The 22,064-nt window shown below is 75.1% G+C and carries 18 protein-coding genes and 2 pseudogenes; 6 read left to right on the top strand and 14 right to left on the bottom strand.

From position 1 onward, the window contains the following. Nucleotides 1-4: 4 nt before the first annotated feature. The 6 genes and pseudogenes from BM414_RS21335 to BM414_RS21305 form a co-directional block, all read right to left on the bottom strand. Nucleotides 5-226, bottom strand: a pseudogene (locus BM414_RS21335) (pyridoxamine 5'-phosphate oxidase family protein); the annotation flags it as partial. A 17-nt stretch (nt 227-243) separates the two neighbouring features. Then, the gene (locus tag BM414_RS21330; RefSeq protein ID WP_093582749.1) at nt 244-1,254 is read right to left on the bottom strand and encodes an LLM class flavin-dependent oxidoreductase; all 1,011 of its coding nucleotides are present in this window, start codon (nt 1,252-1,254) and stop codon (nt 244-246) included. 178 nt (nt 1,255-1,432) lie between these two features. Continuing rightward, nucleotides 1,433-2,587 carry a serine hydrolase domain-containing protein gene (locus BM414_RS21325; RefSeq protein WP_217644859.1) on the bottom strand — a complete coding sequence of 385 codons (1,155 nt, stop codon included), beginning with the start codon at nt 2,585-2,587 and terminating at the stop codon, nt 1,433-1,435. Nucleotides 2,588-2,926: 339 nt separating this feature from the next. After that, the gene (locus BM414_RS21320) at nt 2,927-4,492 is read right to left on the bottom strand and encodes a serine hydrolase (RefSeq protein WP_217644858.1); all 1,566 of its coding nucleotides are present in this window, start codon (nt 4,490-4,492) and stop codon (nt 2,927-2,929) included. A gap of 561 nt (nt 4,493-5,053) precedes the next feature. Further along, a pseudogene (locus BM414_RS31475) lies at nt 5,054-5,572 on the bottom strand (UGSC family (seleno)protein). Next, on the bottom strand, nt 5,572-7,002 hold the full coding sequence (locus tag BM414_RS21305; protein WP_093582829.1) for a thioredoxin family protein: 1,431 nt from the start codon (nt 7,000-7,002) through the stop codon (nt 5,572-5,574). The pseudogene BM414_RS31475 and the gene BM414_RS21305 overlap by 1 nt, the downstream one beginning before the upstream one ends. Nucleotides 7,003-7,112: 110 nt before the next feature. On the opposite strand from BM414_RS21305, the gene BM414_RS21300 reads away from it, so the two are divergent. Next, nucleotides 7,113-8,180, top strand: a complete 1,068-nt coding sequence (locus BM414_RS21300) for an alpha/beta fold hydrolase (RefSeq protein WP_093582744.1) — start codon at nt 7,113-7,115, stop codon at nt 8,178-8,180. A gap of 21 nt (nt 8,181-8,201) precedes the next feature. Here the strand turns inward: BM414_RS21300 and BM414_RS21295 are convergent, their stop codons facing one another. Beyond that, complete coding sequence (locus BM414_RS21295; protein ID WP_093582742.1) at nt 8,202-8,576, bottom strand: winged helix-turn-helix transcriptional regulator; 375 nt, start codon at nt 8,574-8,576, stop codon at nt 8,202-8,204. An 88-nt stretch (nt 8,577-8,664) separates the two neighbouring features. Between BM414_RS21295 and BM414_RS21290 the strand changes: the two genes are divergently transcribed. After that, the gene (locus BM414_RS21290) at nt 8,665-9,522 is read left to right on the top strand and encodes an NAD(P)H-binding protein (RefSeq protein WP_093582740.1); all 858 of its coding nucleotides are present in this window, start codon (nt 8,665-8,667) and stop codon (nt 9,520-9,522) included. Between the two features lie 44 nt (nt 9,523-9,566). Here BM414_RS21290 and BM414_RS21285 read toward each other — a convergent pair whose 3' ends face one another. Next, nucleotides 9,567-9,896, bottom strand: a complete 330-nt coding sequence (locus BM414_RS21285; RefSeq protein WP_093582738.1) for a YybH family protein — start codon at nt 9,894-9,896, stop codon at nt 9,567-9,569. A gap of 137 nt (nt 9,897-10,033) precedes the next feature. Between BM414_RS21285 and BM414_RS29570 the strand changes: the two genes are divergently transcribed. Further along, nucleotides 10,034-10,210 (top strand): hypothetical protein, encoded by a 177-nt coding sequence (locus BM414_RS29570; RefSeq protein WP_175551719.1) that lies wholly within the window; start codon nt 10,034-10,036, stop codon nt 10,208-10,210. A 17-nt stretch (nt 10,211-10,227) separates the two neighbouring features. Here the strand turns inward: BM414_RS29570 and BM414_RS21275 are convergent, their stop codons facing one another. The 5 genes from BM414_RS21275 to BM414_RS21255 all read right to left on the bottom strand — a co-directional run bounded on the left by BM414_RS21275 (nt 10,228) and on the right by BM414_RS21255 (nt 16,350). Then, nucleotides 10,228-11,280 (bottom strand): potassium channel family protein, encoded by a 1,053-nt coding sequence (locus BM414_RS21275; RefSeq protein ID WP_175551718.1) that lies wholly within the window; start codon nt 11,278-11,280, stop codon nt 10,228-10,230. Between the two features lie 76 nt (nt 11,281-11,356). Beyond that, nucleotides 11,357-13,129, bottom strand: coding sequence for a class I adenylate-forming enzyme family protein (locus BM414_RS21270; protein WP_093582734.1), 1,773 nt, complete (start codon nt 13,127-13,129; stop codon nt 11,357-11,359). Between the two features lie 164 nt (nt 13,130-13,293). Beyond that, nucleotides 13,294-14,865, bottom strand: coding sequence for a long-chain-fatty-acid--CoA ligase (locus tag BM414_RS21265; protein WP_217644857.1), 1,572 nt, complete (start codon nt 14,863-14,865; stop codon nt 13,294-13,296). A gap of 71 nt (nt 14,866-14,936) precedes the next feature. After that, entirely contained in the window at nt 14,937-15,671 is a 735-nt protein-coding gene (locus BM414_RS21260; protein ID WP_093582732.1) for a class I SAM-dependent methyltransferase, read from the bottom strand. Nucleotides 15,672-15,705: 34 nt separating this feature from the next. After that, a complete protein-coding gene (locus tag BM414_RS21255; protein WP_245784886.1) occupies nt 15,706-16,350 on the bottom strand; it encodes a TetR/AcrR family transcriptional regulator in 645 nt (214 codons plus the stop codon). A 108-nt stretch (nt 16,351-16,458) separates the two neighbouring features. On the opposite strand from BM414_RS21255, the gene BM414_RS21250 reads away from it, so the two are divergent. Genes BM414_RS21250 through BM414_RS21240 form a run of 3 tightly spaced genes read left to right on the top strand, consistent with a single transcriptional unit; the run spans nt 16,459 to nt 19,549 of the window. Then, nucleotides 16,459-17,679, top strand: coding sequence for an acyl-CoA dehydrogenase family protein (locus BM414_RS21250; protein WP_093582730.1), 1,221 nt, complete (start codon nt 16,459-16,461; stop codon nt 17,677-17,679). After that, nucleotides 17,676-18,668 carry an acyl-CoA dehydrogenase family protein gene (locus BM414_RS21245; protein ID WP_093582728.1) on the top strand — a complete coding sequence of 331 codons (993 nt, stop codon included), beginning with the start codon at nt 17,676-17,678 and terminating at the stop codon, nt 18,666-18,668. The genes BM414_RS21250 and BM414_RS21245 overlap by 4 nt, the downstream gene beginning before the upstream one ends. After that, nucleotides 18,665-19,549, top strand: coding sequence for an enoyl-CoA hydratase-related protein (locus BM414_RS21240; protein ID WP_093582726.1), 885 nt, complete (start codon nt 18,665-18,667; stop codon nt 19,547-19,549). Before BM414_RS21245 ends, BM414_RS21240 begins: the two co-directional genes overlap by 4 nt. A gap of 44 nt (nt 19,550-19,593) precedes the next feature. Here BM414_RS21240 and BM414_RS21235 read toward each other — a convergent pair whose 3' ends face one another. Continuing rightward, complete coding sequence (locus BM414_RS21235) at nt 19,594-22,062, bottom strand: FtsX-like permease family protein (protein WP_093582724.1); 2,469 nt, start codon at nt 22,060-22,062, stop codon at nt 19,594-19,596. Nucleotides 22,063-22,064 lie beyond the last annotated feature (2 nt).

Genomic DNA, 22,064 nt, shown 5'->3' with positions numbered 1-22,064 from the left:
GCTCGTCGTGGTCGACCAGCAGGGCGCACCGGCGCTCACGCCGCAGGTCGGTCGACCGCTGCAGCTGCGTCGTCCGCTCGGGTCCGGCGTCGACGGCCGGCCAGGCGGTGTCGGCGGATGCCGCGAACACGACCGGGACGAGGTGAGGAGCACCGTCCGGGCGGACGGTCGCCAGGCGAGCAACGGTGGCGGAGGCGGAACGCTCGCGCAGCTCCGCTGTCCGCACCGGGACGCACCGGTCGGTCAGCTGCGGACAGCAGTCGTCGAGCGGCTGGCCACCTCGAGGAACGTCTCGAGCTCACGGCGGACGTCCGGTCCGCACGGCTGGAAGACGATCTCGGTGACACCGCTGTCGGCGAGTTCGCCGAGCTTGTCGCGGACCTCCTCCCGCGTCCCGCTGAGCGTGGTCGGTCCGAGCAGCGAGGAGCCCCCTGCATCCCACGCCGCCCGGTCGGCCTCGTTGAGCTCGACGCAGTGACCCGTGTGTACGGCGATGTGCCTGCGCTCCTCCGGAGTCCGGTTCACCACCTCGTTCCAGGCCCCACCGCCTGCCAGCCCGGCCACGGCTGCCTGCCCGCCGAACTCGTACGCGCCATGCCACGCGAGTGCGGTGCCGGGACCGCCCGCGAGGCGGACCCGTTCGGAGGTCGGGTCCTCGCCTTCGTCCAGGACGGTGCCCCAGGCCAGGTACGAGACCCTCGGGAACTCCCGGGCGAAGTCGGGGAGCTGCAGGGTCGCGTACAGGCCGTCGCCCAGCTCCCGCGCGACCTCGGCGCCCTTCGGCCCCAGGGCGCTGATCAGGATGGGTACGTCGACCGGTCGGCGAGGGGCGTGACCGGCCGGGTGGAGCATCTGCATCTCGGCGCCCTCCCACTCGACGACCTCGCCGCGCAACAGCCCCCGGTACGCCCGGATGTACTCCGCCATGAACGACCACGTGATGGCCCCGTAGCCCATGGCCCTACGCCCGGAGAACCCCGTCCCGAAGGCCACCTCCACCCGGCCGGGCGCCAGCGCCGCCAGCATCGCCGTCGCGGCGGCGTTGACCATGGGATGCCGCAGCGAGGGGACCAGGACGCCGGGCCCGAGACCGATCCGGGTGGTGCGCTCCGCGGCGAGAGCCAGGCACATCCACACGTCCGGACTGTTCTGCGGGGTGTCGTAGAGCCATGCCCGCGCATAGCCGAGCTCCTCCGCGAGCGTGATGTCCTCGTGCGAGTCCAACGCGGTCGGGAAGGCGACCGAGACGTCCATGTCCTCACCCCTCTGCTGACGACGGTGTCGCGGACCTCTGAGGTCCGGGAAGCGCTTCCCGACCACGGGCGGCCGGCGTGCGGCACCTCGACCCGGGAGGAGCGCTGTCGCGCCTCGCGCGACCACCCGGCCTGGCCCCCCGGTCCCTCGGCCGGGGGTCGAACCGACGGGCACCCGCCTACGCGGGGCTCAGGTCGAAGACGTGGTCGGGGCTGATGACCTGGGTGATCGCGGTGCCGAACGCGGATGACGGCGCTTCCCCGTTGCTGCCGGGGACGGGCTCGTCGGTGTTGAGCAGCACCACCAGGGTGAGGTGCCGCTCCGGCAGGTACACCGCGAGGGTCTGGTAGCCGGGCAACGACCCGTTGTGCCCGATCCACCCCTCGGCGTCGAAGATGCCCAGCCCGTAGCCGGCGCCGGGGTTGAACCCCGGAGGTGTGACCGTCTCCAGGCGCTGCGCCTGGGTCTCCGGCTCGAGCAGGGTGCCGGTGGCCACGGCCCGAGCCCAGGTCCGCATGTCGTCCAGGGTCGAGATCATCGCCCCCGCCGCCCAGCCCCACGACGGGTTCCAGTCGGTGGCGACGGTCTGGCTGCCGTCCAGGGTCGTCCGCGTGTAGCCCTGGGCGTGCGGCTCCGGGAAGGTGTTGTCGGTGGGGAAGGACGTGTCCTCGAGTCCGAGCGGCTGGAGCACGCGCTCCTCGATGTACTGGTGCAGGGGCAGGCCGCTGACCCTCTCGATGACGAGTGCGAGCAGGATCGTGTTGGTGTTGCTGTAGTGGAAGCCCTCGCCGGGTGGGAAGTCCAGCGGATGGGCGAAGGCGTAACCCAGCAGCTCCTGCGGGGTGAAGGGCCGGTACGGATCGGTCACCAGGTCGAGCTGGAACTGCTCGTCCTCGCTGTAGTTGAACAGCCCGCTCTGCATCCGGGCCAGCTGGCGCAGCGTGATCCGGTCGCCTTCCGGCACCCCCGGGACGTAGTCGCCGATGGGGTCGTCCAACCCCACCAGGCCCTCGTCGACGAGCTGAAGGACCCCGGTGACCGTGAAGGTCTTCGTCTCGCTGCCGATGCGGTGGTAGAAGTCCGTGCGCATGGGCGCCCCGGTGGCCTCGTCGGCGACGCCGAACGCCTTCTCGTACCTGCAGTGCGGCCCCCACACCCCGACGACCGCTCCCGGGACCCCTGTCTCACGCAGCGTCGTGGAGATCACCTCGTCCAGCTGGGCCGTCGTCCCGCTGTCCCGGCACCAGGCAGGGGCATCGCCGGGTGGCGAAGTCGGATGCGCCCAGGCGGGGCCGGCCACGGGCGCGAGCACCAGGACGGTCGAGGCGAACACGGTGGCGATCGACCGCCGCCACCGCGGGCCCTGCGTGGAACGTGCCGTGGAAGGTGCCCTTGCGACCATGGTGGCCTCCATCGGGACGGCTGGCGGCGAGCCTGGTGCCTGTGTCACGAAACGGTCAAGGACGTCCTCCGTCCCTTCGCGACCTTTCTCGTCTCCGATCTCCGCTGACTTCGGGCGCGGCCTGGCGTCCCGGCTGCACACACGGTGTGACCGGGATGAGGTGACCCCGGTGATCGGGGTGCCGGCCGAACGCGAGGCGCCGGCACCGGTGCCCGGCGGCCGCCCCTGGCCCAGACGCCGAGGGGCGGCGAGCCAGGTGCACGCGTGCGGTCAGTCGCGGGTGAAGGTGCCCAGTCCGGTCCGGTCGTAGAAGTCGAGCCGGACACTCGAGGCCGTCCCGTCCGGGCCGAGGGTGAAGATCGCCCCGGCGAGGCCGTTGGCGTTCTCCCCGATGCTCTCGAAGGTGAAGACGTCCCCGCTGTAGTGCGTCAACGGGAACAGCGTGGGCCGGTCCTGCGGTCCCATCGACATGGTCAGGGCATCGCCGTCCGCGGTCACCGTGAGCGGTCCGTAGTAGGGGTTGTCGTAGGTCCCGGCGTAGGCGTCGGGAGCGGAGGCGGGCTCGACCTCGGCCGGGGGCTGCGACCAGTCGGTCTCCGGCGCGTTCTCCTCCTCGAGCTGCTCGAAGATCCCCGCGGCGAAGGTGAGCCAGTCCACGGTGGGCGCGCCGTGCTGCGCGACGTCGAAGAAGCCGGCGCTGACGGCCTCGGGGATGCCCTGGGGCCTGCCGTTGGTCAGCGTGACGATGCCCAGCTCCTCGACGGGGAGCATCTGCACCGACGTGGCGGCGCCCAGGTCGAACGCGCCGGAGTGACCGATCTGCAGCCGCCCCTGGTCGTCGTAGGACACGTTCCACCCCAGGCCGTAGAAGCCGGTGCGGGAGACCGGGCTCCCCGGCGGGTTCGAGACGGAGTGCGGGGTGCGGGTGACGTCCAGCGCGTCCGGGTCGATCACCTGGGTGCCGTCGTACACGCCGTTGCCGAGCTGCAGGCGCATCCACTGGGCCAGGTCGCGCACCGAGGAACTGGCGCCACCGGCGGGTGCCTCGGCGTCGGCGTCCCGCTCGTAGAGGGCCGCCCAGGTCCGGTCACCGGTGGGCACGTGGATCGCCGCCCGGTTCGCCGCGTTCTCGTAGTCCTCGTGGCGGTAGCTGGTCTCGGTCATGCCCAGCGGCTCGAACAGCGTCTGCTCGGCGAGGTCCTCCCACGGCGTCGAGGCGGCGTCCGCCGCTGCCTCGGCGCCGGCGGTGAAGCCGAAGTTGCTGTAGTGGTAGCTCGACCGGAACGGTTCGAGGGGTTGCTGGTCGAGGTGGCCGAGGACGTACTCGCGGTCGAAGCCGAGGTCCTCGAGCAGGTCGCCGGCGCCGGTGGAGAGTCCGCTGCGGTGAGACAGCAGGTCCTCGAAGGTGGCGTTCGCGGTGACGTAGGGGTCCTTCAGGGCGAAGTCCGGGTTCGAGGCGACGACCGGGTCGTCCCACTCGATCACCCCGCTCCCGACCACGTCCGCGACGACGGTGGACGCGAGCGGCTTGGACAGGGAGGCCAGCTGGAAGACCGTGTCGGCGTCGACGGTCTCGGGCCTGCCGACCTCCCGGATCCCGAAGCCCTGCGAGTAGACGACCCGGTCCCGGTAGACCACGGCGACCGCCACGCCGGGTACCCCGGTCCGGTCCATCGCATCCGTGACGAGCCCGTCGAGCGAGGCCACGGCGTGCTCGACCTGCTCGGCGGTCAGCTGTGGTGCCGGCGGCGGCGGGGCCGTGGGGAGCCCGCTGCTGGTTGCCGGCGCGGCGACGCTCCCGCCGGCCGTGGCGCACGCGGTGGTCAGCGCTGCCACGGCCGCGACCACCGTCGCCGGACCTGCGGCACGCAGCGGACGGCGACGGCGCGCGGACCGGTGGATGCGGACGGGGAGCCGGCGGTCGCGCAGCGTTCGACCGGCTGTCGGGGATCCTGCGGAGGGGCTGTCGGACACGGTCCACGGTCCAGACTGGCACCGCGGTGCGGGTGCCGGGTCGCCGAGCGGCACGGGTGGGGCCGGCCGGGTGGACGGCACGCGGGGCACCCCTGGTGGCCCCGGACCGTAGCGGCGGGTCCTCCGGCCCGTCGAGGAGCCCGTGCGCCGTCGTGGGCATCCCGGCGGCGGGGGTCCGGGCGGTGGGGGTCCGGGCGCCCGCACCGGATCGCCGGTCGGCGGGAGCCTCGAACCACCAGGCGCGGACGTCGGTGGCTGCTGCGAAGACCTCCCGGGGTGACCGCTGGGCCGCGCCGGACGACCCCCCGTCCTCCATCACCACACCGTGGGCGGGGACGCCGTCGCGCACGGACTCGTGTGCACGACGTGCGGTCGCGTCGGCGACCCCGCCGAGGATGGAGCAGCGCGCGGCCGCCCGTGCGGTCAGCCGGCCGTGACCGCGGCCAGCACGGCGGCGTAGGCCTCGCGGGCGAGCCGGCGCAGCTCGTCGTCGGTGCGGTCCTGGATCGGGTGCGGGACCAGCACGTGCGGCACCGCGAGGCCCAGCGCCCGCGACTGGGCGGTGGCGGCGTCGGCGAACTCCGTGGAGGCGAGGAAGACGCCCACCACGCCCCGGGCCTCGAGGTCGGCGATGTCGTGCACACTGCACGACGTGCAGGAGCCCTAGTCGGCCAGCGCCTCGATGACCACCTCGCAGTGGGTGGCGATCTCGTGCCGCAGGTCCACCGGGGCAGGCCGGGCGAACGTGGGCTTGCGGTAGCGCAGCGTGGCGACGCCGTCGGCGTGCAGCAGCGCCTGGAGCTCGTCGACGACGACGTCGCCGCGGCTCTTGGAGATGTCGAGCAGGCCGACCGTGACGCCCTCCAGCGACGGCGGCCGCGCGGTCAGCGCCCGTTCTGCCGGCCGCCGTTCCGACGTCGGGTCGAGCAGTACCCGTGCCATCAGACCTCCTCGATCGGGACGGTGACCGGCGAGCTGCCGGCCGCACCGCTGGCCCAGCCGCCGATGACCGCCGAGAACATCCCGGCCGGGCCGCCGGCGTAGGCGAACAGCAGCCCGCCGGGGCGGAACTTGGGCAGCGGCCGGTCCAGCAGCGCGTCGGGCATGCCCTCGGCGATGCCGAGCGCGCCGCGCCGCAGCTGGTCGGGCTCCATGAGGAGCAGCGGCTCGAGCTCCTCGAGCAACCGCTCCCGGCCCCAACCCGCCTCGCGGAACACCCGCCCGTGCTCGGGGCCGAGGACGACGAGGGCGTCCATGCCGAGCGCGGCCTTGGGGTGGCCGACCGTGCGCAGGACGAGGGCCAGCGTGCGGGACAGCGACTCCGGCGTCCGGCTGGCCTGGTCGAGGAACGGGACGAGCCCCGCACCCGCGAAGACGGTGAGCGCCGAGCCGGGGACGCCGCGCGACTCGGCCAGCGGGGGGAAGGGGCGCAGCCCGTCCTCGGCCTCGGCGAAGCACCAGCCGACCTTCCCCGGGTTGCCGAGGGTCGCGCGGTCGACCTCGCCCGGGCGTCCGCCGCCGACGTTGCGGACCACCAGCTGCAGCGCGCGGCCGATCGTGGCGTTCGCGCGGTTGCCCTGGCCGAGCACGTTGATGCCGGAGTTCATCCGCAGCCGCCCGGTGACCGGACCGTTCACGACGAGCACCGGGCCGGCCGACCAGGTGGTGGCCAGGACGCCGTGCAGCGCGAACTCGTCGCGGCAGGCCGCCTCGACGGCGGCGAGCACCACCGGCAGGTGCTCGGGCAGGCAGCCGGCGAGGACCGCGTTCACGGCGACCTTCTCGACGGTGCACTTGACCAGGTCGGGCGGGACGACGGCGACCACCTCGTCCGGGGCCCGCCGGGTGCCGCCCAGCATCCGCAGCACGCGCTCCTCGGTGGGCGGGACGCAGGGCAGGCCGTCGGTCCAGCCGCGGTCGAACAGCGCCTCGACGTCGTCCTCGAGGTCGGCCAGCTCGACCCGCCGCGCGGTGAGCACCCGGCCGCCGTACCGCCGGGCCAGCTCGTCCTCGACGCCCCACTCGACGCTGCGCGACCCGCACCCGGGCCGGTGCTCGGGCAGTCCGTCGCCGAGGCCGGGCACCCCGGTGAAGGCCTCCCACGCGCCGCGCAGCCAGCCTTCGACCCGGCCGGACTCGGCGCCGTCGGCCATCCGCAGCAGGGTGGGCACGGTCTCGATCCGCAGCCGCCAGCTCAGCTCGAGCTCGCGGTCGTCGACCACCGGCAGGTCGCGGGGGAAGGCGGGGTCGTCCTGGCAGACGACGGTGAGCGCGCCGGCATCGGCCAGTTGCCGCAGCACCGGCTCCACCAGCGTGCACGTGGGGCAGTCGCGCTTCACGACCGCGACCAGCCCGTCCGGGACCGTCGTCATCGCCCCGACCATGGCAGGCGTGTCAACCGGTGCCCCGCTGGGATCGCGTGCCGGCGTCCGGTGAGCGAGAGTGACCGGCGTCACCCCCACGCGAGACGAGGGAGTCCGCCGTGATCCAGAACGCCTTCTACACACCCGAGGTGCAGGGCGCCTACCGGCTGCACTCGCTGGGCGGCTTCGACCTCGCGGACGGCGGGCGGATCCCCGACCTGCAGCTGGCCTACGCCACCTACGGCGAGCTCAACGCCGCCAAGGACAACGCGATCCTGATCCCCACGTGGTTCAGCGGCACGCACGCCACGTGGGAGCAGGTCTACATCGGCGCCGGCCGGGCGCTGGACCCGTCGCACTGGTTCATCGTGGTGGTCAACCAGATCGGCAACGGGCTGTGCACCTCGCCGCACAACGCCGAGGGCGACATCGCGATGTCGGGCTTCCCGGACGTGCGCATCGAGGACGACGTCCGCGCGCAGCAGCAGCTCGCCGCCGAGCTGTTCGGCATCGAGCGGTGGGCTCTGGTCGTGGGCGGGTCCATGGGCGCGCAGCAGACCTATGAGTGGGCCGTCCGCTTCCCCGGGCAGGTGCTGCGCGCGGCGCCCATCGCCGGGACGGCGCAGAACACCCCGCACGGCGTCCTGTTCACCCGGACGCTCATGGACGCCATCACCTCCGACCCCGGCTGGAACGGCGGGGAGTACCGCTCGCACACTGAGGTCGCCGAGGGGCTGCGCCGGCACGCCGACATCTGGGCAGTGGTGGGCCTGTCGACGGAGTTCTGGAAGACCGAGTACTGGCGGACCGTCGAGCTGCCCGACGTCACCTGGTCGACCTTCGAGGAGTTCCAGGAGCGGTTCGTCCAGGCCACCTTCGCGGCCATGGACCCCAACGCCCTGCTGACCATGGGCTGGAAGTGGCAGCGGGGCGACGTCGCCCGCGCCACCGGCACGGACCTCGCCACGGCGCTGGGCCGGATCACCGCGAAGACCTTCGTCATGCCGATCGACGAGGACATGTTCTTCCCCGTTCGGGACTGCGCGGCCGAGCAGGCCCTGATCCCGGGCAGCGAGCTGCGGGTGCTGTCGAGCATCGCCGGTCACTTCGGGCTCTTCGGCTTCGAGGAGACCTACCTCGACGAGGTCGACCGCAACCTCTCCGAGCTCCTGGCGACGCGGGTCTGAGCCGGAGGCGCAGGCTGCGCCTCAGCGCGGGCGGTGCCCCGCGCGGGCCTGCTCGACCTCGGGGACGGCGTCCTCGAGCACGTCGGCGAGGTCGCGCAGCCGGCCGGCGACCCGCTGCCCGAGCGCGGTGAGTGCGTACTCGACCCGCGGCGGGATCGCGGTGACGACGTCGCGGGTGACCATGCCGTCGCGCTCCAGGGACTGCAGCGTCTGCGACAGCATCTTCTCGCTCACCCCGTCCACACGGCGGCGCAGCGCGTTGAACCGGTAGCCGCCCTCGTGCAGGGCCAGCAGCACCAGTGAGGCCCACTTCGCGGTCACGTCCTCGAAGGCCGAGCGCGAGGTGCAGTCGCGCGCGAACACGTCGCTGACGAGCGCGGGCGACGGGTCGGTCACACGGGGGAGCCTACGGCCGGTGGCGGAATGGCAGGCACTTCCTCACGGTTAGCGCCCCCGACCGAGTCACGTATCGAGGGAGTCCCGCATGACCACCTACGCCGTCACCGGAGCCACCGGCCACCTCGGCCGCCGCGCCGTCGAGGAGCTGCTCGACCGCGGCGTCCCCGCGTCCGACGTCGTCGCCGTCGCCCGCCGTCCGGAGGCTGCCGCCGACCTGGCCGGGCGCGGCGTGCAGGTGCGGCAGGGCGACTACGCGCAGCCCGACACACTGGCCGCCGCGCTGGCCGGCGTGGACCGGCTGCTGCTGGTCTCCGGCAGCGAGCCGGGGCAGCGGGTCGCCCAGCACACCGCGGTGATCGAGGCGGCGGCCGCGGCCGGGGTGCAGCGGATCGTCTACACCTCGATCGCCCGGGCCGACGCGTCCACCAACCCGCTGGCCCCCGAGCACCGCGGGACCGAGGACGCACTTCGCGGTTCCGGTGTCCCGGCGACGGTCCTGCGCAACAGCTGGTACCTCGAGAACTACACCTCGCGGCTCGACGAGTACCTGGCCACCGGCGAGATCGTCGGCGCGGCGGCCGACGGCCGGGTCTCGGTCGCCCCGCGTGCCGACTACGCCGTCGCCGCGGCGGCCGCGCTGCTGGCCGACGACGAGGGCACCGTCGTACGCGAGCTCGGCGGCCCCGGCGTCACCCTGGCCGACCTCGCCGCCGCCGTCACCGAGGTCACCGGGACGACGGTCCGCTACCGCGACCTCCCGGCCGAGGAGCTCGTCGCGACCCTGCAGGGCGTCGGTCTGGACGCCGGCACCGCCGGCTTCGTCGCCGGCATCGACGCCTCGATCGCCCGCGGCGAGCTCGACACCGGCGACGCCGACCTCGCCGCCCTCCTCGGCCGGCCGGTGACCCCGCTGGCCGACGCCGTCCGCGCCGCCCGGGGCTGAGCCTCGGAGGACCGTCGGTCGCGGCCCGCCGCGGCCGACGGTCCTCAGCCCGCCGGCACCGAGTGGTGCTCGTGCGTGATCAGCCAGCGCCCCTCGACCCGGCGCAGCCCCACGGTGAGCCGCACCCGGAAGCCCTCGGTGCCGGCCGCGCCGACGCGCAGCAGCCCGTGGGCGTGGGCGACGTCGTCCCCGGCCACCACGGTCAGGTCCGAGACTTCGAGGACGCCCTCGCCCTGGGCGTCCCAGAACAGCCGCCACTGGGGAAGGACCCCGTCCTCCCCACCCTTCGCAGGCTCAGGGCGGGCCCCGGGACGGGGCCGGGAACCACGGCCGTGACCGCGTCGACGTCGGCCTTCCGCACGGCCCGCGCCCACGTCTCCAGCAGCCCGCGCACGACGTACTCGTTCTCGTCCATGCGGGTCAGACCCCGCGGACCCGTCGATCTCATCCCTCGGGGTGAGGTGCGCCGCCCGACTGGAGTGGACCGGCGCCGGTGCCGATCCCGGGGGACATGAACCCACTCGCGTGCCGCGCCGTGGCGCAGGCCGGTCTGGTCGCGGTCACCGCCTCGGCCGACGACGAGCAGTCGTGGCCGCTGCTGCTGGTGGCCGGCTGGCTCACCACCGCCAGCGACCTCGTGCTGTCCGACGCCCGGCTGGCCGAGGACCTCGCCGCGCTCCCGGTCTGACCGTGTCCCGGCCGGACCTACGTGCGCGCGTAGACCTGGCCGTCGGGGCCGTGCGAGCGGACGACCACCAGGACGTCCTCGCTCTGCAGCGTGCCGATCAGCGGGTCGTCGAAGCGCAGCGTGCGCCCGCCGCGGGTCACCGACAGCACCACGTCGCGCAGGTCGCGCGGCCCGAGCCCGACCTCGCCGGAGCTCACCGTGCGCTGCGAGAGGTCCAGCCCCTGCCCGCCGGTGACGAGGTCCTCGACCACCGAGACCACACGGGGGCTGTCGGTGGACAGGCCCAGCAGCCGGCCGGCCGTGGCCGAGGTGGTGATCACCGTGTCCGCCCCGGACTGGCGCAGGAGCTGGGCGTTCTCCTCCTCCCGCACGCTCGTGGTGATCGGCACGCTCGGGTTGAGCTGGCGCACGGTGAGGGTGATGAGGACGGCGGCGTCGTCGCGGTTGGCCGCCACGATCACCGCCCGCGCCCGCTCCACGTGCGCCCGGCGCAGCACGTCGGTGCGGCCGGCGTCGCCGACGACGCCGGTCAGGCCGGTCGAGTTCGCCTCGTCGATCGCCCGCGAGTCGGGGTCGACGACCACGATGCTCTCCAGCGGCGTGCCGGTGGCCCGCAGCGAGCGGACGGCGCTGCGCCCCTTGGTGCCGTAGCCGCACACGATGACGTGCTGACGCACGCGGGACCTCCAGCGTCGGATGCGGAACTCCTCGCGCGAGCGCGTGGTGAGCGCCTCGAGGGTCGTCCCGATGAGCACGATCAGGAACATGACGCGCAGCGGCGTGATGAACAGGATGTTCACCAGCCGCGCGCCCTCGGTGATGGGCGTGATGTCGCCGTAGCCGGTGGTGGAGAGCGTGACCGTGGAGTAGTAGACGGCGTCGAGCAGCGTGATGCCGACCTCGTCGCCGTCCCGGTAGGACTCCCGGTCGATCCAGACGATGAGGACGGTCAGGCCGAGGAAGAACGCGGCCAGCACCACGCGGCGCCACACCTGGCGTACCGGCGACGGCTCCTCGTGGGCGATCTGCACCCCGGTGTGGGGGTCCTCCGACCCGTGTCCGCCGATCACAGCGCGGACGATAGCGAGCGGGTGACGCCGGTCGCCGCAACGGACGCCGACGCCACCCGCTCGCGTCACACGGGACTCACCCGCCCGCGACGGACTCCCGCTCCCGGGCGGCCAGTTCTCGCTTGAGCACCTTGCCCGCCGCCGAGACGGGGATGGCGTCGATGAAGACCACGTCGCGCAGCCGCTTGTAGGGGGTGACGCGGTCGTTGACCGCGGCCATCACCGACTCGGCGGTCAGCGCCGCCCCGGCGTCGTCGGCCCTGCGGACGACGTAGGCCACGGGCAGTTCACCGGCGGTCTCGTCGGGCCGGCCGACGACGGCGGCGCCGGCCACCCCGGGGACGCCGAAGAGGATCTCCTCGAGCTCGCGCGGGAACACGTTGTAGCCCTTGTAGAGCAGCATGTCCTTGGTGCGGTCGACGATCGACAGGTAGCCGTCCTCGTCGAGGACCCCGACGTCGCCGGTGTGGAACCAGCCGTCGGCGTCGATGGACTCCGCCGTCGCCTCCGGCCGGTGGGCGTAGCCGCGCATGACCTGCGGGCCGCGGATGCACACCTCGCCGCGCTCCCCGGCGGGCAGCGGGTCGCCGCCGCCGAGCGGGCGGACGGTGATCTCGGTGTCGAACACCGGCAGGCCGACGGTGCCGGGCTTGCGGGTGCCCGAGCGGAACGACGGGTTGCCGGTGGCCTGCATGGTCACCTCGGTCAGCCCGTAGCCCTCACCGATGACGGCGTTGGGCAGCACGGCCTGCAGCCGCTCGATCAGCGGCACCGGCAGCGGCGCGGCACCGCTGGAGACGCCGCGGACGTGCGACCAGTCGTGCTCGGTGAAGCCGGGCACCTGCAGCAGCGCCACGAACACCGGCGGGGCGCCGCCGATCGAGGTCACCTGGTACCGCTGGGCGTCCTCGACGTACTTGACCGGGTCGAAGCGCATGTGGATGACGGTCGTGGTGCCGCCCATGACCATGCCGTTGAGGTAGCCGATCGCGCCCATGGCGTGGAACCACGGCGTCAGGTTGATCAGCACGGCCCGGCCCAGCCGCGTCGGGTACTCGTCCTCGCCGACGACCTGGCGCAGGGTGACGTCGCCGGCCTCGTCGAGCTCGGGCAGCGACCCCGACGTCCAGCACGCCGACTGCAGCACGTTGGTGACCACGTTGCGGTGCGGCAGCTCCACGCCCTTGCTCACGCCGGTCGTGCCGCCGGTGTAGGCCAGGTGGGCGAGGTCGGCGGCGGGGTCGAGCCCGGCGTCGAGGTGCCGGTCGGTGGGGTCGGCGGCCAACAGGTCGGCCAGGTCGACGTCGCCGTCCTCGAGGCCGTCCAGCCGGGCGGCGAAGTCGAGGGTGTGCGCCTCGCCGGTGACGACGACGGTCCGCACCGGCGTGGCCTCCAGCGCGGTGCGCACGAAGGGCAGCACCTGGTCCCAGGTGACCAGGACCGTGGCGCCGGCGTCGGTGAGCTGGGCGGCGAGGTCGGCCGCGAGCAGCAGCGGGTTGGTGGGGGAGAAGACGGCGCCGGCCATCATCACGCCGTAGTACACCGCCGGGTACTGGCGGCAGTTCGGCAGGTGCACCGCGACGACGTCGCCGCGCCCGACGCCGGCGTCGGCCAGCCAGTTGGCGACCGCGGCGGCCCGCCGGCCCAGCTCCTCGAAGGTGAGCTCGACGTCGTGGTCGACGAACGCCGCACGCGTGCCCCAGCGCCGCACGGCGGCGCGCAGGATCGAGCCCACCGGCACCAGCGGGTACTCCAGCGACCGCGGCAGGCCGGGCGGCCAGCCGGCGGCGCGCTCCTGCGGAGGAGCGGGCTCCTGCGCGGCCGTGCTCGCTGGGTGCGTGGCGGTCATGCGTGTCCTTCCGTCCGGGTCGGTGCGCCCGCCAGGGTGGTACAGCTCACATCCGCTGTCGAGCAGCGGTCAGCACAGCGCCAGGTGTGCGCACCGCACAGTCGCCGGCCCCGTCCAGGGGCTCGCGCCGAGCGTGCGAGGCGTGGAGAGGACGGGGTCCTCCGTCAGACGGCCGGGTCGGAGACCAGGGACCCGGCGCGGTGCTCGGCGCGCAGGGCGGTCTTGAGCACCTTGCCGCTGGGGTTGCGCGGCAGCGCCTGCACGATCGAGTACTCCCGCGGGTGCTTGTAGCGGGCCAGCCGCTCGCGGCACCAGGCGCCGAGCTCCTCGGGCGTGGGCGGGGACGCCGGGTCGCGCGGGGCGACGACGGCCAGCGGGGCCTCGCCGTACCGCGCGTCCGGGACGCCGATGAGCGCGACCTCGGCGACGCCGGGGTGGGCGGCGAGCACGTCCTCCACCTCGGCGCAGTACACGTTCTCGCCGCCGGTGATGATCATGTCCTTCTTGCGGTCGACGACGTAGAGGTAACCGTCCTCGTCCTGCCGGACCAGGTCGCCGGAGTGGAACCAGCCGCCGGCAAAGGCCTCCGCCGTCGCCTCGGGCTTGCCCCAGTACTCGCGCATGACCATCGGGCTGCGGTAGACGATCTCGCCGACGTCGCCCTGCGGCACGTCCCGCATCGCGTCGTCGACCACGCGGACCTCGACGTTGAGCATCGGCGTCCCGACCGAGCCGATCTTGCGGATCGAGTCCTCGCCGCGCAGGAGGCAGGTCACCGGGCTGCACTCGGTCTGCCCGAAGGCGGTGATCACCTCGGCCTGCGGGAACGTGTCGATCATCGTGCGCAGCAGCGTGGTCGAGGCCGGGGCCGCGCCCCAGGAGATCCGCCGCAGGGAGGACAGGTCACGGTCGGCGATGCCCGGCACGGCGACCACCGCGGCCCACATCGCGGGCACCAGGAAGATGTTGCTGACCCGCTCCCGCTCGACGAGGTCGAGGGTGGCCACCGGGTCGAACCCGCCGGACCTGAGGATCACGTGCGTGCCGCCGAGGAGCAGCGGCGGCAGGCCGCCGGCCAGCCCGGCGATGTGGAACAGCGGTGCCCCGGGGACGCCGACCCGGTCGTCGGGGGCCCAGCCGAGGTGGGTGACCTGGCTGAAGACGTGCACGAGCAGGTTGCGGTGGGTCAGCACGGCGCCCTTGGGCCGGCCGGTCGTGCCCGAGGTGTACATGATGAACGCCGGTTCGTCCTCGTCGACCTCGATCTCCAGCGCCTCGGCCGAGGCCGCGGCCACCGCCTCCTCGAGGTCCCCGCCGATGGTGAGCACCGTGGTCACCCCGGGCGCCTGCTCGCGGGCCTTGGTGGCCACCTCGCCGAGCGCGGCGTCGACGACCAGCGCGGTGGCGCCGGAGTCGGTGAGCACGTAGGCCACCTCGTCGGCGACCAGCCGGAAGTTGACCGGGACGACGATCGCGCCGAGCCGGACGCCGGCCAGGTAGGTCTCCCAGACCTCCATCGAGTTGAGCCCGAGCACGGCGACGCGGTCGCCGGTCCCGACGCCGCGGTCGGCCAGCGCGCGGGCCAGCCGGGTGACCCGCTCGTCGAGCTCGGCGTAGGTGCGCCCGCCGCCGTCGAAGCGCAGTGCCCACGCGTCGGGGGTCCGGCCCGCCCAGCGGGCCAGCTGGTCGGCGGCGGTCATGCCGCGGCCCTGCACGTGGGGGATCGGGACGCTCACGGGTCCTCCTGGGTCCGGGTGTGACCTGCGTCATGCTGCTGGCGGCGGGACTCGGCGGTCAACCGTGACCGTCAGGGCACCCGGGCCACCGCCCCGACCACCAGCGGGTCGACCAGCACGGCACCCGCGTCGGCGGCCTGGGCGCGCAGCCGCTGCTCCAAGTCGGCCGGACCGACCTCCGCAGCCGTCGCGGTCCCGGTGCGCTCGAAGGCGTCCGCGAGCGCGGTGACGTCCCCGCCCACGATCGACCACCCGGTCGCGCTCCCGCCCCGCTCCAGCGGCTGGCCGGTGACCAGCACGGGGTCGGGCAGGCCGGCGTCCCGGAAGACCGCATCGAGCCGCAGGCCGAGGTCCGCGGGGACGCCCAGCCGGACGAGCGCACCAGCCGGGCCATCCGCGCCGACCAGCGCCACCGGGTCGGGGAGGTGCAGCAGGACCAGGCGCCCGAGGACGGCGTCCACCGGCCCGGGCGGCTCCCACGTGGTGACGTCGGCCTGCTCGAGGACGACGCCGCGGTGCCCGGCCGCCGCCGCCCGGCGCCGGGCCACCGCCAGCGGCTGCGGGGCGGTGTCGACGCCGACGACGCGACCGGCGGGGCCGACCCGCCGCGCCGCGGCCAGGGCCACCGCGCCGGTGCCGCAGCCCAGGTCGGCCACCGACGTCCCGGGAGCCAGGCCCGCGTGGTGCAGCCAGGCCGCGGTGGCCGGCGCGTGGACGCGGGACAGCGCGTCGACGCGGGACAGCGCGGGGTCGTCGTTGCCCAGCACGTAGCCGGTGCCGGCGACGGTGCTCCGGACGTCGTCCATGCCCGGACATCGTTGCCCGCGGCGGACGCCGACGTCAGTCCTCCGGGCGCGTGGACAGCATCCGCGCGGCGAGCCCCTTCCACAGCGCCAGGTGCGGATCGGTGGCGGCCGGCCGGTCGGCGAAGGCGTACACGCAGGCCACCCCGCGCATGCTGGTGAACAGCAGCTCGCACACCTCGGCGTAGTGCGGTGCGGAGGCGATCTCCGGGCCCCAGATCCCGTCGGCCACCCGGCGGATCGCCGCGCGCAGCCGGCGCTCCTCGACCCGCAGCGCCGCCCGCAGCTGCGGATCGGTGCGCGCCGCCGTCCACAGCTCCATCGCCGCCCAGAACGGCGGCTCCTGGAACGTCGCCCACATCAGGTCGATGGCCCGGTCGATCCGCTCGGGTCCGGCCGGCTCGTCGGCCATCACCGCCGCGGCGCGCTCCTGCACCTCCGCCAGCGACGTGCTCGACAGGTGCCCGGCGGCGGCCACCAGCAGCTCGGCGCGGGAGGGGAAGTGGTGCAGCAGCCGGCCGCGCGACACCCCGGCGCGGGCCTGGACGGCGAGGGTCGAGGCGCCGGCGTACCCGGACTCGACGAGGCAGGCGACGGCGGCGTCGAGGATGAGCGCCCGGCTGTCGGCGGTGCGGGTCGACCGGCTGCGCGGACCGTCGTACGACACGGCGTCGGCGCTCACCTGCGGCAGGCTAGGCCCTCGCGGCGGCGCTGAACAGTCACCGTTGACCGTCGAGGGGGACCGCTGTCACGCTGCGGCGCGTACCGCCCGACGACGAGGGGGCCCCGCGTGGACTTCGACGACACCCCGGAGGAGGCGTCCTTCCGGGCGCACGTCCGCAGCGTGCTGCAGGAGCACGCGAGCGAGCTGCTGCACGTCGCCCCGGGGGAGCCGGTCGACGCCCGCTCGCGCGAGGCCGAGCTCCGGGACACCCAGCGGGTGCTGGCCGAGGCCGGGCTGGTCGGCGTCCCGTGGCCGCGCGAGTACGGCGGCCAGGGCGGCACGCTGGTGCAGCAGGCGATCGTCGGTCAGGAGCTCGGCCGTGCCCGGGTGCCCACCCTGATCAACCACATCGGCATCGGCATGTGCGGGCCCACCGTCATCGCCCACGGCAGCGACGACCAGCGCTCGCGCTACCTCGCCCGGCTGCTGCGCGCCGACGACGTCTGGTGCCAGCTGTTCAGCGAGCCCGGCTCGGGGTCCGACCTCGCCGCGCTGCGCACGTCCGCCGTCCGCGACGGCGAGGACTGGGTGGTCAACGGCCAGAAGGTCTGGACGACGCTGGCGCACGTCGCCGACTACGGCATCCTGCTCACCCGCACCGATCCGGAGCGGCCCAAGCACGCCGGGCTGACGATGTTCGTCGTCGACATGCACGCCCCCGGCGTGACCGTGCGGCCGTTGCGCCAGATGAGCGGCGGGGCCGACTTCAACGAGGTCTTCTTCGACGACGTGCGCATCCCCGACTCCGAGCGCCTCGGCGAGCCCGGTGAGGGCTGGCGGGTCGCGCTGACCACGCTGATGAACGAGCGGGTGGCCATCGGCGGCGCCGGCAGCGACATCGGCCCGTCGCCGGAGTCGCTGACCGCGCACGCCCGCGACCGGCTGCCCGCCCTCGCCCCGGAGCAGCAGGTGCTGGCCCGGCAGGCGGTCGGCCGGGCGCTGGTCGCCTCGCTGGCCGCCCGGTACACCGGCTACCGGCGGTTCACCACGCTGTCGCAGGGCGGGCTGCCCGGCCCCGAGGCCAGCGCCGGCAAGCTCGGCGGCACCGCCGCGGCCCGGCTCGTCGCCGACGCCGGGGTGCGGCTGCTCGGCGACGAGGCGGTGCTCGGCGCCACCGCCGACGGCGACGACAGCTGGCAGCGCGCCCAGGCCTACGTGCCCGGCATCGCCATCGCCGGCGGCACCGACCAGGTGCTGCGCAACATCCTCGGCGAGCGGGTGCTGGGCCTGCCGCCGGAGCCCCGGACCGACAAGAGCGCTCCCTTCTCCTCCGGAGGACGACGGTGAACTTCGACCTCTCCGACGACCAGCGCGACGCCGCCGCCGGCGCCCGCGAGTTCTTCACCGGGTCGGTCCCGCTGTCGGCCGCGCGGGCCGCCCTCGAGGGTGACGGCGTCCCCGCGCCCGGCCGCAAGGCGCTGGCCGACATCGGCTTCCTCGGCATCACGGTGCCCGAGTCCGCCGGTGGCGCGGGCGGCAGCGTGCTCGACCTCGCCGTCGTCGCGGAGCAGGCCGGCGCGGTGCTGGCCGGCCCCTCGCTGGTCACCGCGGCGCGGGCGGCGGTGCTGCTCGAGGGCGCGCCGGACCTCGCCGCGCAGCTCGCCGACGGGTCGGCCGCGATCGCCGTGCTCGACGGGCCGGTCACCGGCTCGGCGCCCTCGCTGGACGCGGCCGACGCCACCCTCTTCCTCGGCCTCGACGGCGGCGCGCTCGTCGTCGGCGAGGGCGAGGTGACCCCGGGCCGGCCGATGGACGCCACGCGCGGGCTGGCCTCGGTGCGGATGACCTCGCGCCGGGTGCTGACCGAGGACGCCGGCGAGCTGTGGGCGCGGGCCCGCCAGGTGGGCGCGGTGGTCATGGCCGCGGAGGACCTCGGCGCGGCCGACCGCGCGGTGCTGATGGGTGTCGACTACGCCCAGCAGCGGCAGGCGTTCGGGCGGGTCATCGGCTCCTACCAGGCGGTCAAGCACATGCTCGTCGACGCGTGGGTGGGCGTGGACCAGCTGCGCTCTCTGGTGTGGTGGGCGGCGTGGGCGGCCGACGACTCGCCCGCGGAGCTGCCGCTGGCCGCCGCGGCCGCCAAGGCCTACGGCGCCGAGGTCGCCGAGCGGGCCACCGAGACGGTCGTGCAGGTGCACGGCGGGATCGGGTTCACCTGGGAGCACGACGCGCACCTGTACTGGCGCCGGGCCAAGGTCGACCGGCTGCTGCTCGGGGACGCCGCCGAGCACCTCGACGCCGTCGCCCGGCTCGCCGTCGCCGGCGCCCTGGGGTGAACCCCACCCAGCTGCGGTACGAGGTCGCCGACCGCGTCGCCACGATCACCCTGGACCGGCCCGACCGGCTCAACGCCTTCACGCCGGTCATGGCCGGCGAGCTGGGGCAGGCCGCCGCGGCCGCCGACGCCGACGAGGCGGTGCGGGTCGTCGTCGTCACCGGGGCCGGGCGGGCGTTCTGCGCCGGCGCCGACCTCGGCGCGGGGTCGGGGACGTTCGCCGACCGCGGCCGGGCGGAGGGGCCGCCGGTGCAGGGGACCGTCGACGGCGTCGCGCGGGACTGGGGCGGCGTCGCCTCGCTGCCCTTCGCCGTGCTGCGCAAGCCGGTGATCGCCGCGGTCAACGGCCCGGCGGTGGGGATCGGCGCGACGATGGTCCTGCCGATGGACGTGCGGATCGCGGCGGAGTCGGCGCGCTTCGGGTTCGTCTTCGCCCGCCGCGGCATCACGCCGGAGGCGGCGTCGTCGTGGTTCCTGCCCCGGGTGGTCGGCATCAGCCAGGCGATGGAGTGGGTGGCGACCGGCCGGGTCTTCGACGCCGCCGAGGCGCTGCGCGGGCGGCTGGTCAGCCGGGTCGTCCCCGACGCCGACCTGCTGTCCACCGCCCTGGAGCTGGCCCACGAGATCGCCGACAACACCTCGGGGATCGCGGTCGCCGCGGCCCGGCAGATGCTCTGGTCGATGCTCGGCGCGCCCTCGCCCTGGGACGCCCACCGGGTCGAGTCCCGGGCGCTGGCCGAGCTCGGGAGCGGGCCCGACGCCGCCGAGGGCGTGGCCGCCTTCCTCGCCAAGCGGCCCGCGGAGTTCGGCGCGCCGCTCGGCGAGGGCGCGGTGGCCGGGGTGCCGCGCTGGCCGCGGCCCCCGGACGACGTCCTGCCCTGAGTCCCCGCCGTGCACCCCGTTCCGGGGTGCACGGCGGGGCGGGCTCAGCCCGCCGCGATCGCGGCGACCGGGGCCGTGCGGGCGGCCCGGCGGGCCGGCAGCACGCTGGCCAGCAGCCCGGCGACGGTCGCCACCACGACGATGCCGCCGACCTGCAGCCACGGGACATCGAGCAGCACCGCGTCCTGGCCACCGAGCACCGACGCGGTCCCGATCAGGCCGTACGCGCCGCCGAGCAGCACGCCGAGCACCGCGGCGACGCCGGCGACGAGCACCGCCTCCCACGCCAGCAGCCCGCGCAGCTGTCCCCGCGTGAGGCCCATCGCTCGCAGCAGGCCGTTCTCCTGGCGCCGCTCGACCACCGACAGCGCCAGCGTGTTGCCCACGCCGATCAGCGCGATGAGCACCGCGACGCCGAGCAGGCCGGTGACCACGAGCAGCAGTGCGTCGAGGACGGAGTCGATGGCGGCGCGCTCGCCGGCCAGGCCGGTGACGTAGGCATCGGGAGCCGCCGCGCCGGTGAGCTCGGTGACCTCGTCGATGGCGTCGCGCTGGCCGGTGCCGTCGTCGAGTCGCAGCCACAGCGTCGCCGGCGTCGCGTCGGGCGCCAGGCTCCGCAGGTCGGCCGCGCTCAGCAGTGGTGTCCCGAAGTCGGTGTCCTCGACCACGACGGTCAGCGCCCGGCTGCGCTCACCCATCCGCAGGTCCAGCGTGTCGCCGGTGCGCAGGCCGTAGCCGTCGGCGGCCCACTGCGGCAGCAGCGCCTCGCCGAACGCGGGGAGGGGCAGGTCGGCGGTGCTGCGCAGCACCGGCGTCGCCGCGGCGGCGTCCACGCCCTGCACCCACAGCGGCTGCCCGTCGGGCCCGGTCACGTCCACGCCCAGCAGCGCCGTCCCGCCGGCCACGCCGTCGACGTCCTCCAGCCGCGGCAGCAGCGACGCCGGCAGCTCGCCGTACGCGCCGATCTCGACGTCGGCGGGGTAGGCGGCGTCCAGGCCCGCCTGGGCGGTGGCCCGGGTGGAGGCGGCGCCCACCACCATCGCGGTGGTCAGCGTGACGCCGATGAGCAGCGCGGTCGCCGTCGCCGCGGTCCGGCGCGGGTTGCGCGAGGCGTTGCCGGCCGCCATCCGGCCGGGCACCCCGCCGACGCGGCCCAGCGCCCGCCCGGCCGCGGCCACCACCGGCGGCACCGCCCGCTGGGCGAGCAGCACCACGCCGAGGAAGCTCGCCGCGCCGCCGGCCAGCGACGGGTGGACGTCCGCCGTCAGGACGCCGAGCGCCATCAGCGCGGCGCCGCCGAGCACGAGCAGCAGCCCGGCGGCGAACCGCAGCAGGCCGCTGCGGCTGCGCAACGGGGCGGCGTCCACGGGCCGCAGCGCGGCCAGCGGCGCCACCCGGGTGGCCGCGCGGGCCGGGCCGAGGGCCGCGAGCAGCGTGGTCAGCGTGCCGACGGCCAGTCCCGCGCCGACGGCGTACAGCGGCACGCTGACCCCCTCGAGCGGCAGCGGCGAGTCGGTGCCGACCAGCGCCGAGACGAGCGCGGCCAGCCCGACGCCGGCGCCCACGCCCAGCGCCGAGGCGGCCAGCCCGGTGGCCGCGGCCTCGACGAGCACGCTGCGCCGCACCTGCCGGGAGGTGGCGCCCACGCAGCGCAGCAGCGCCAGGTCGCGGGTGCGCTGGGCGACGAGCACGGCCAGCGTGTTGGCGATGACCAGCCCGGCCACCAGGACCGCGACGGTGGCGAACACCAGCAGGACCGCGGCCAGGGCGAGGCGGTTGCCGGTGACGCCGGCGACGGCGTCCTCGGCGGCCTGCTCGCCGGTGCGCACCTCGACCGCCGCGAAGCCCAGCGCCGGGGCCACGGCCGCCGCCAGGAGTTCCGGCTCGGTGCGCGGCCAGCCGGCGACCCGGAGCTCGGTGGGCTCGGACGCGCCCCAGGAGGTCACCTGGTCCGGCACGGCGAAGCCGCGCGCGAACAGGCCGGCGCTGGGGTCGCCGCCGAGGTCGACCAGGCCGGTCACGGTGGCGTCGGTGGTGGAGGTGACCTCGCCGGTGGCGGGGTCGTGGACGGTGACGGCCACGACGTCGCCCACGGCGGCCTCGGTCGTCGTGGCGACCGCGATCTCGCCGGGCCGGTCGGGGAGGGCGCCGGCGGTGACGGTCTGCCAGCGCAGCTCCGGGTCGGCGGCGACGCTCTGCACCCGCAGGTAGGCCTCGGACCGGCCGGGGAAGCGGGCCTGGACGTCGGCGGAGGCGGTGGGGTCGACGGCCCGCACGCCGGGGACGGCCGCGACGGCGTCGGCCGCGCCGGCCAGCGAGGAGCCGTCGGTGGTGGTGACGACGACGTCGGTGCCGACGTACTCGGCGCCGGCGGCGCGCAGCAGCGTCGCGCGGGAGGTCTCGTTGAGCACCAGCGTCGCGACGACGAAGGCGACCGCGATGACGACGGCCAGCGTGGCGGCGACCAGCCGCGGCAGGTGCGCGCGCAGGTCGGCCAGGGTGGTGGACAGCACCG

The sequence above is a fragment of the Geodermatophilus amargosae genome (genome assembly GCF_900116515.1).
Classification (GTDB): domain Bacteria; phylum Actinomycetota; class Actinomycetes; order Mycobacteriales; family Geodermatophilaceae; genus Geodermatophilus; species Geodermatophilus amargosae.
The sequence above is the reverse complement of the archived record's forward strand: the minus strand, read 5'-3'. Positions and strand labels throughout refer to the sequence as shown.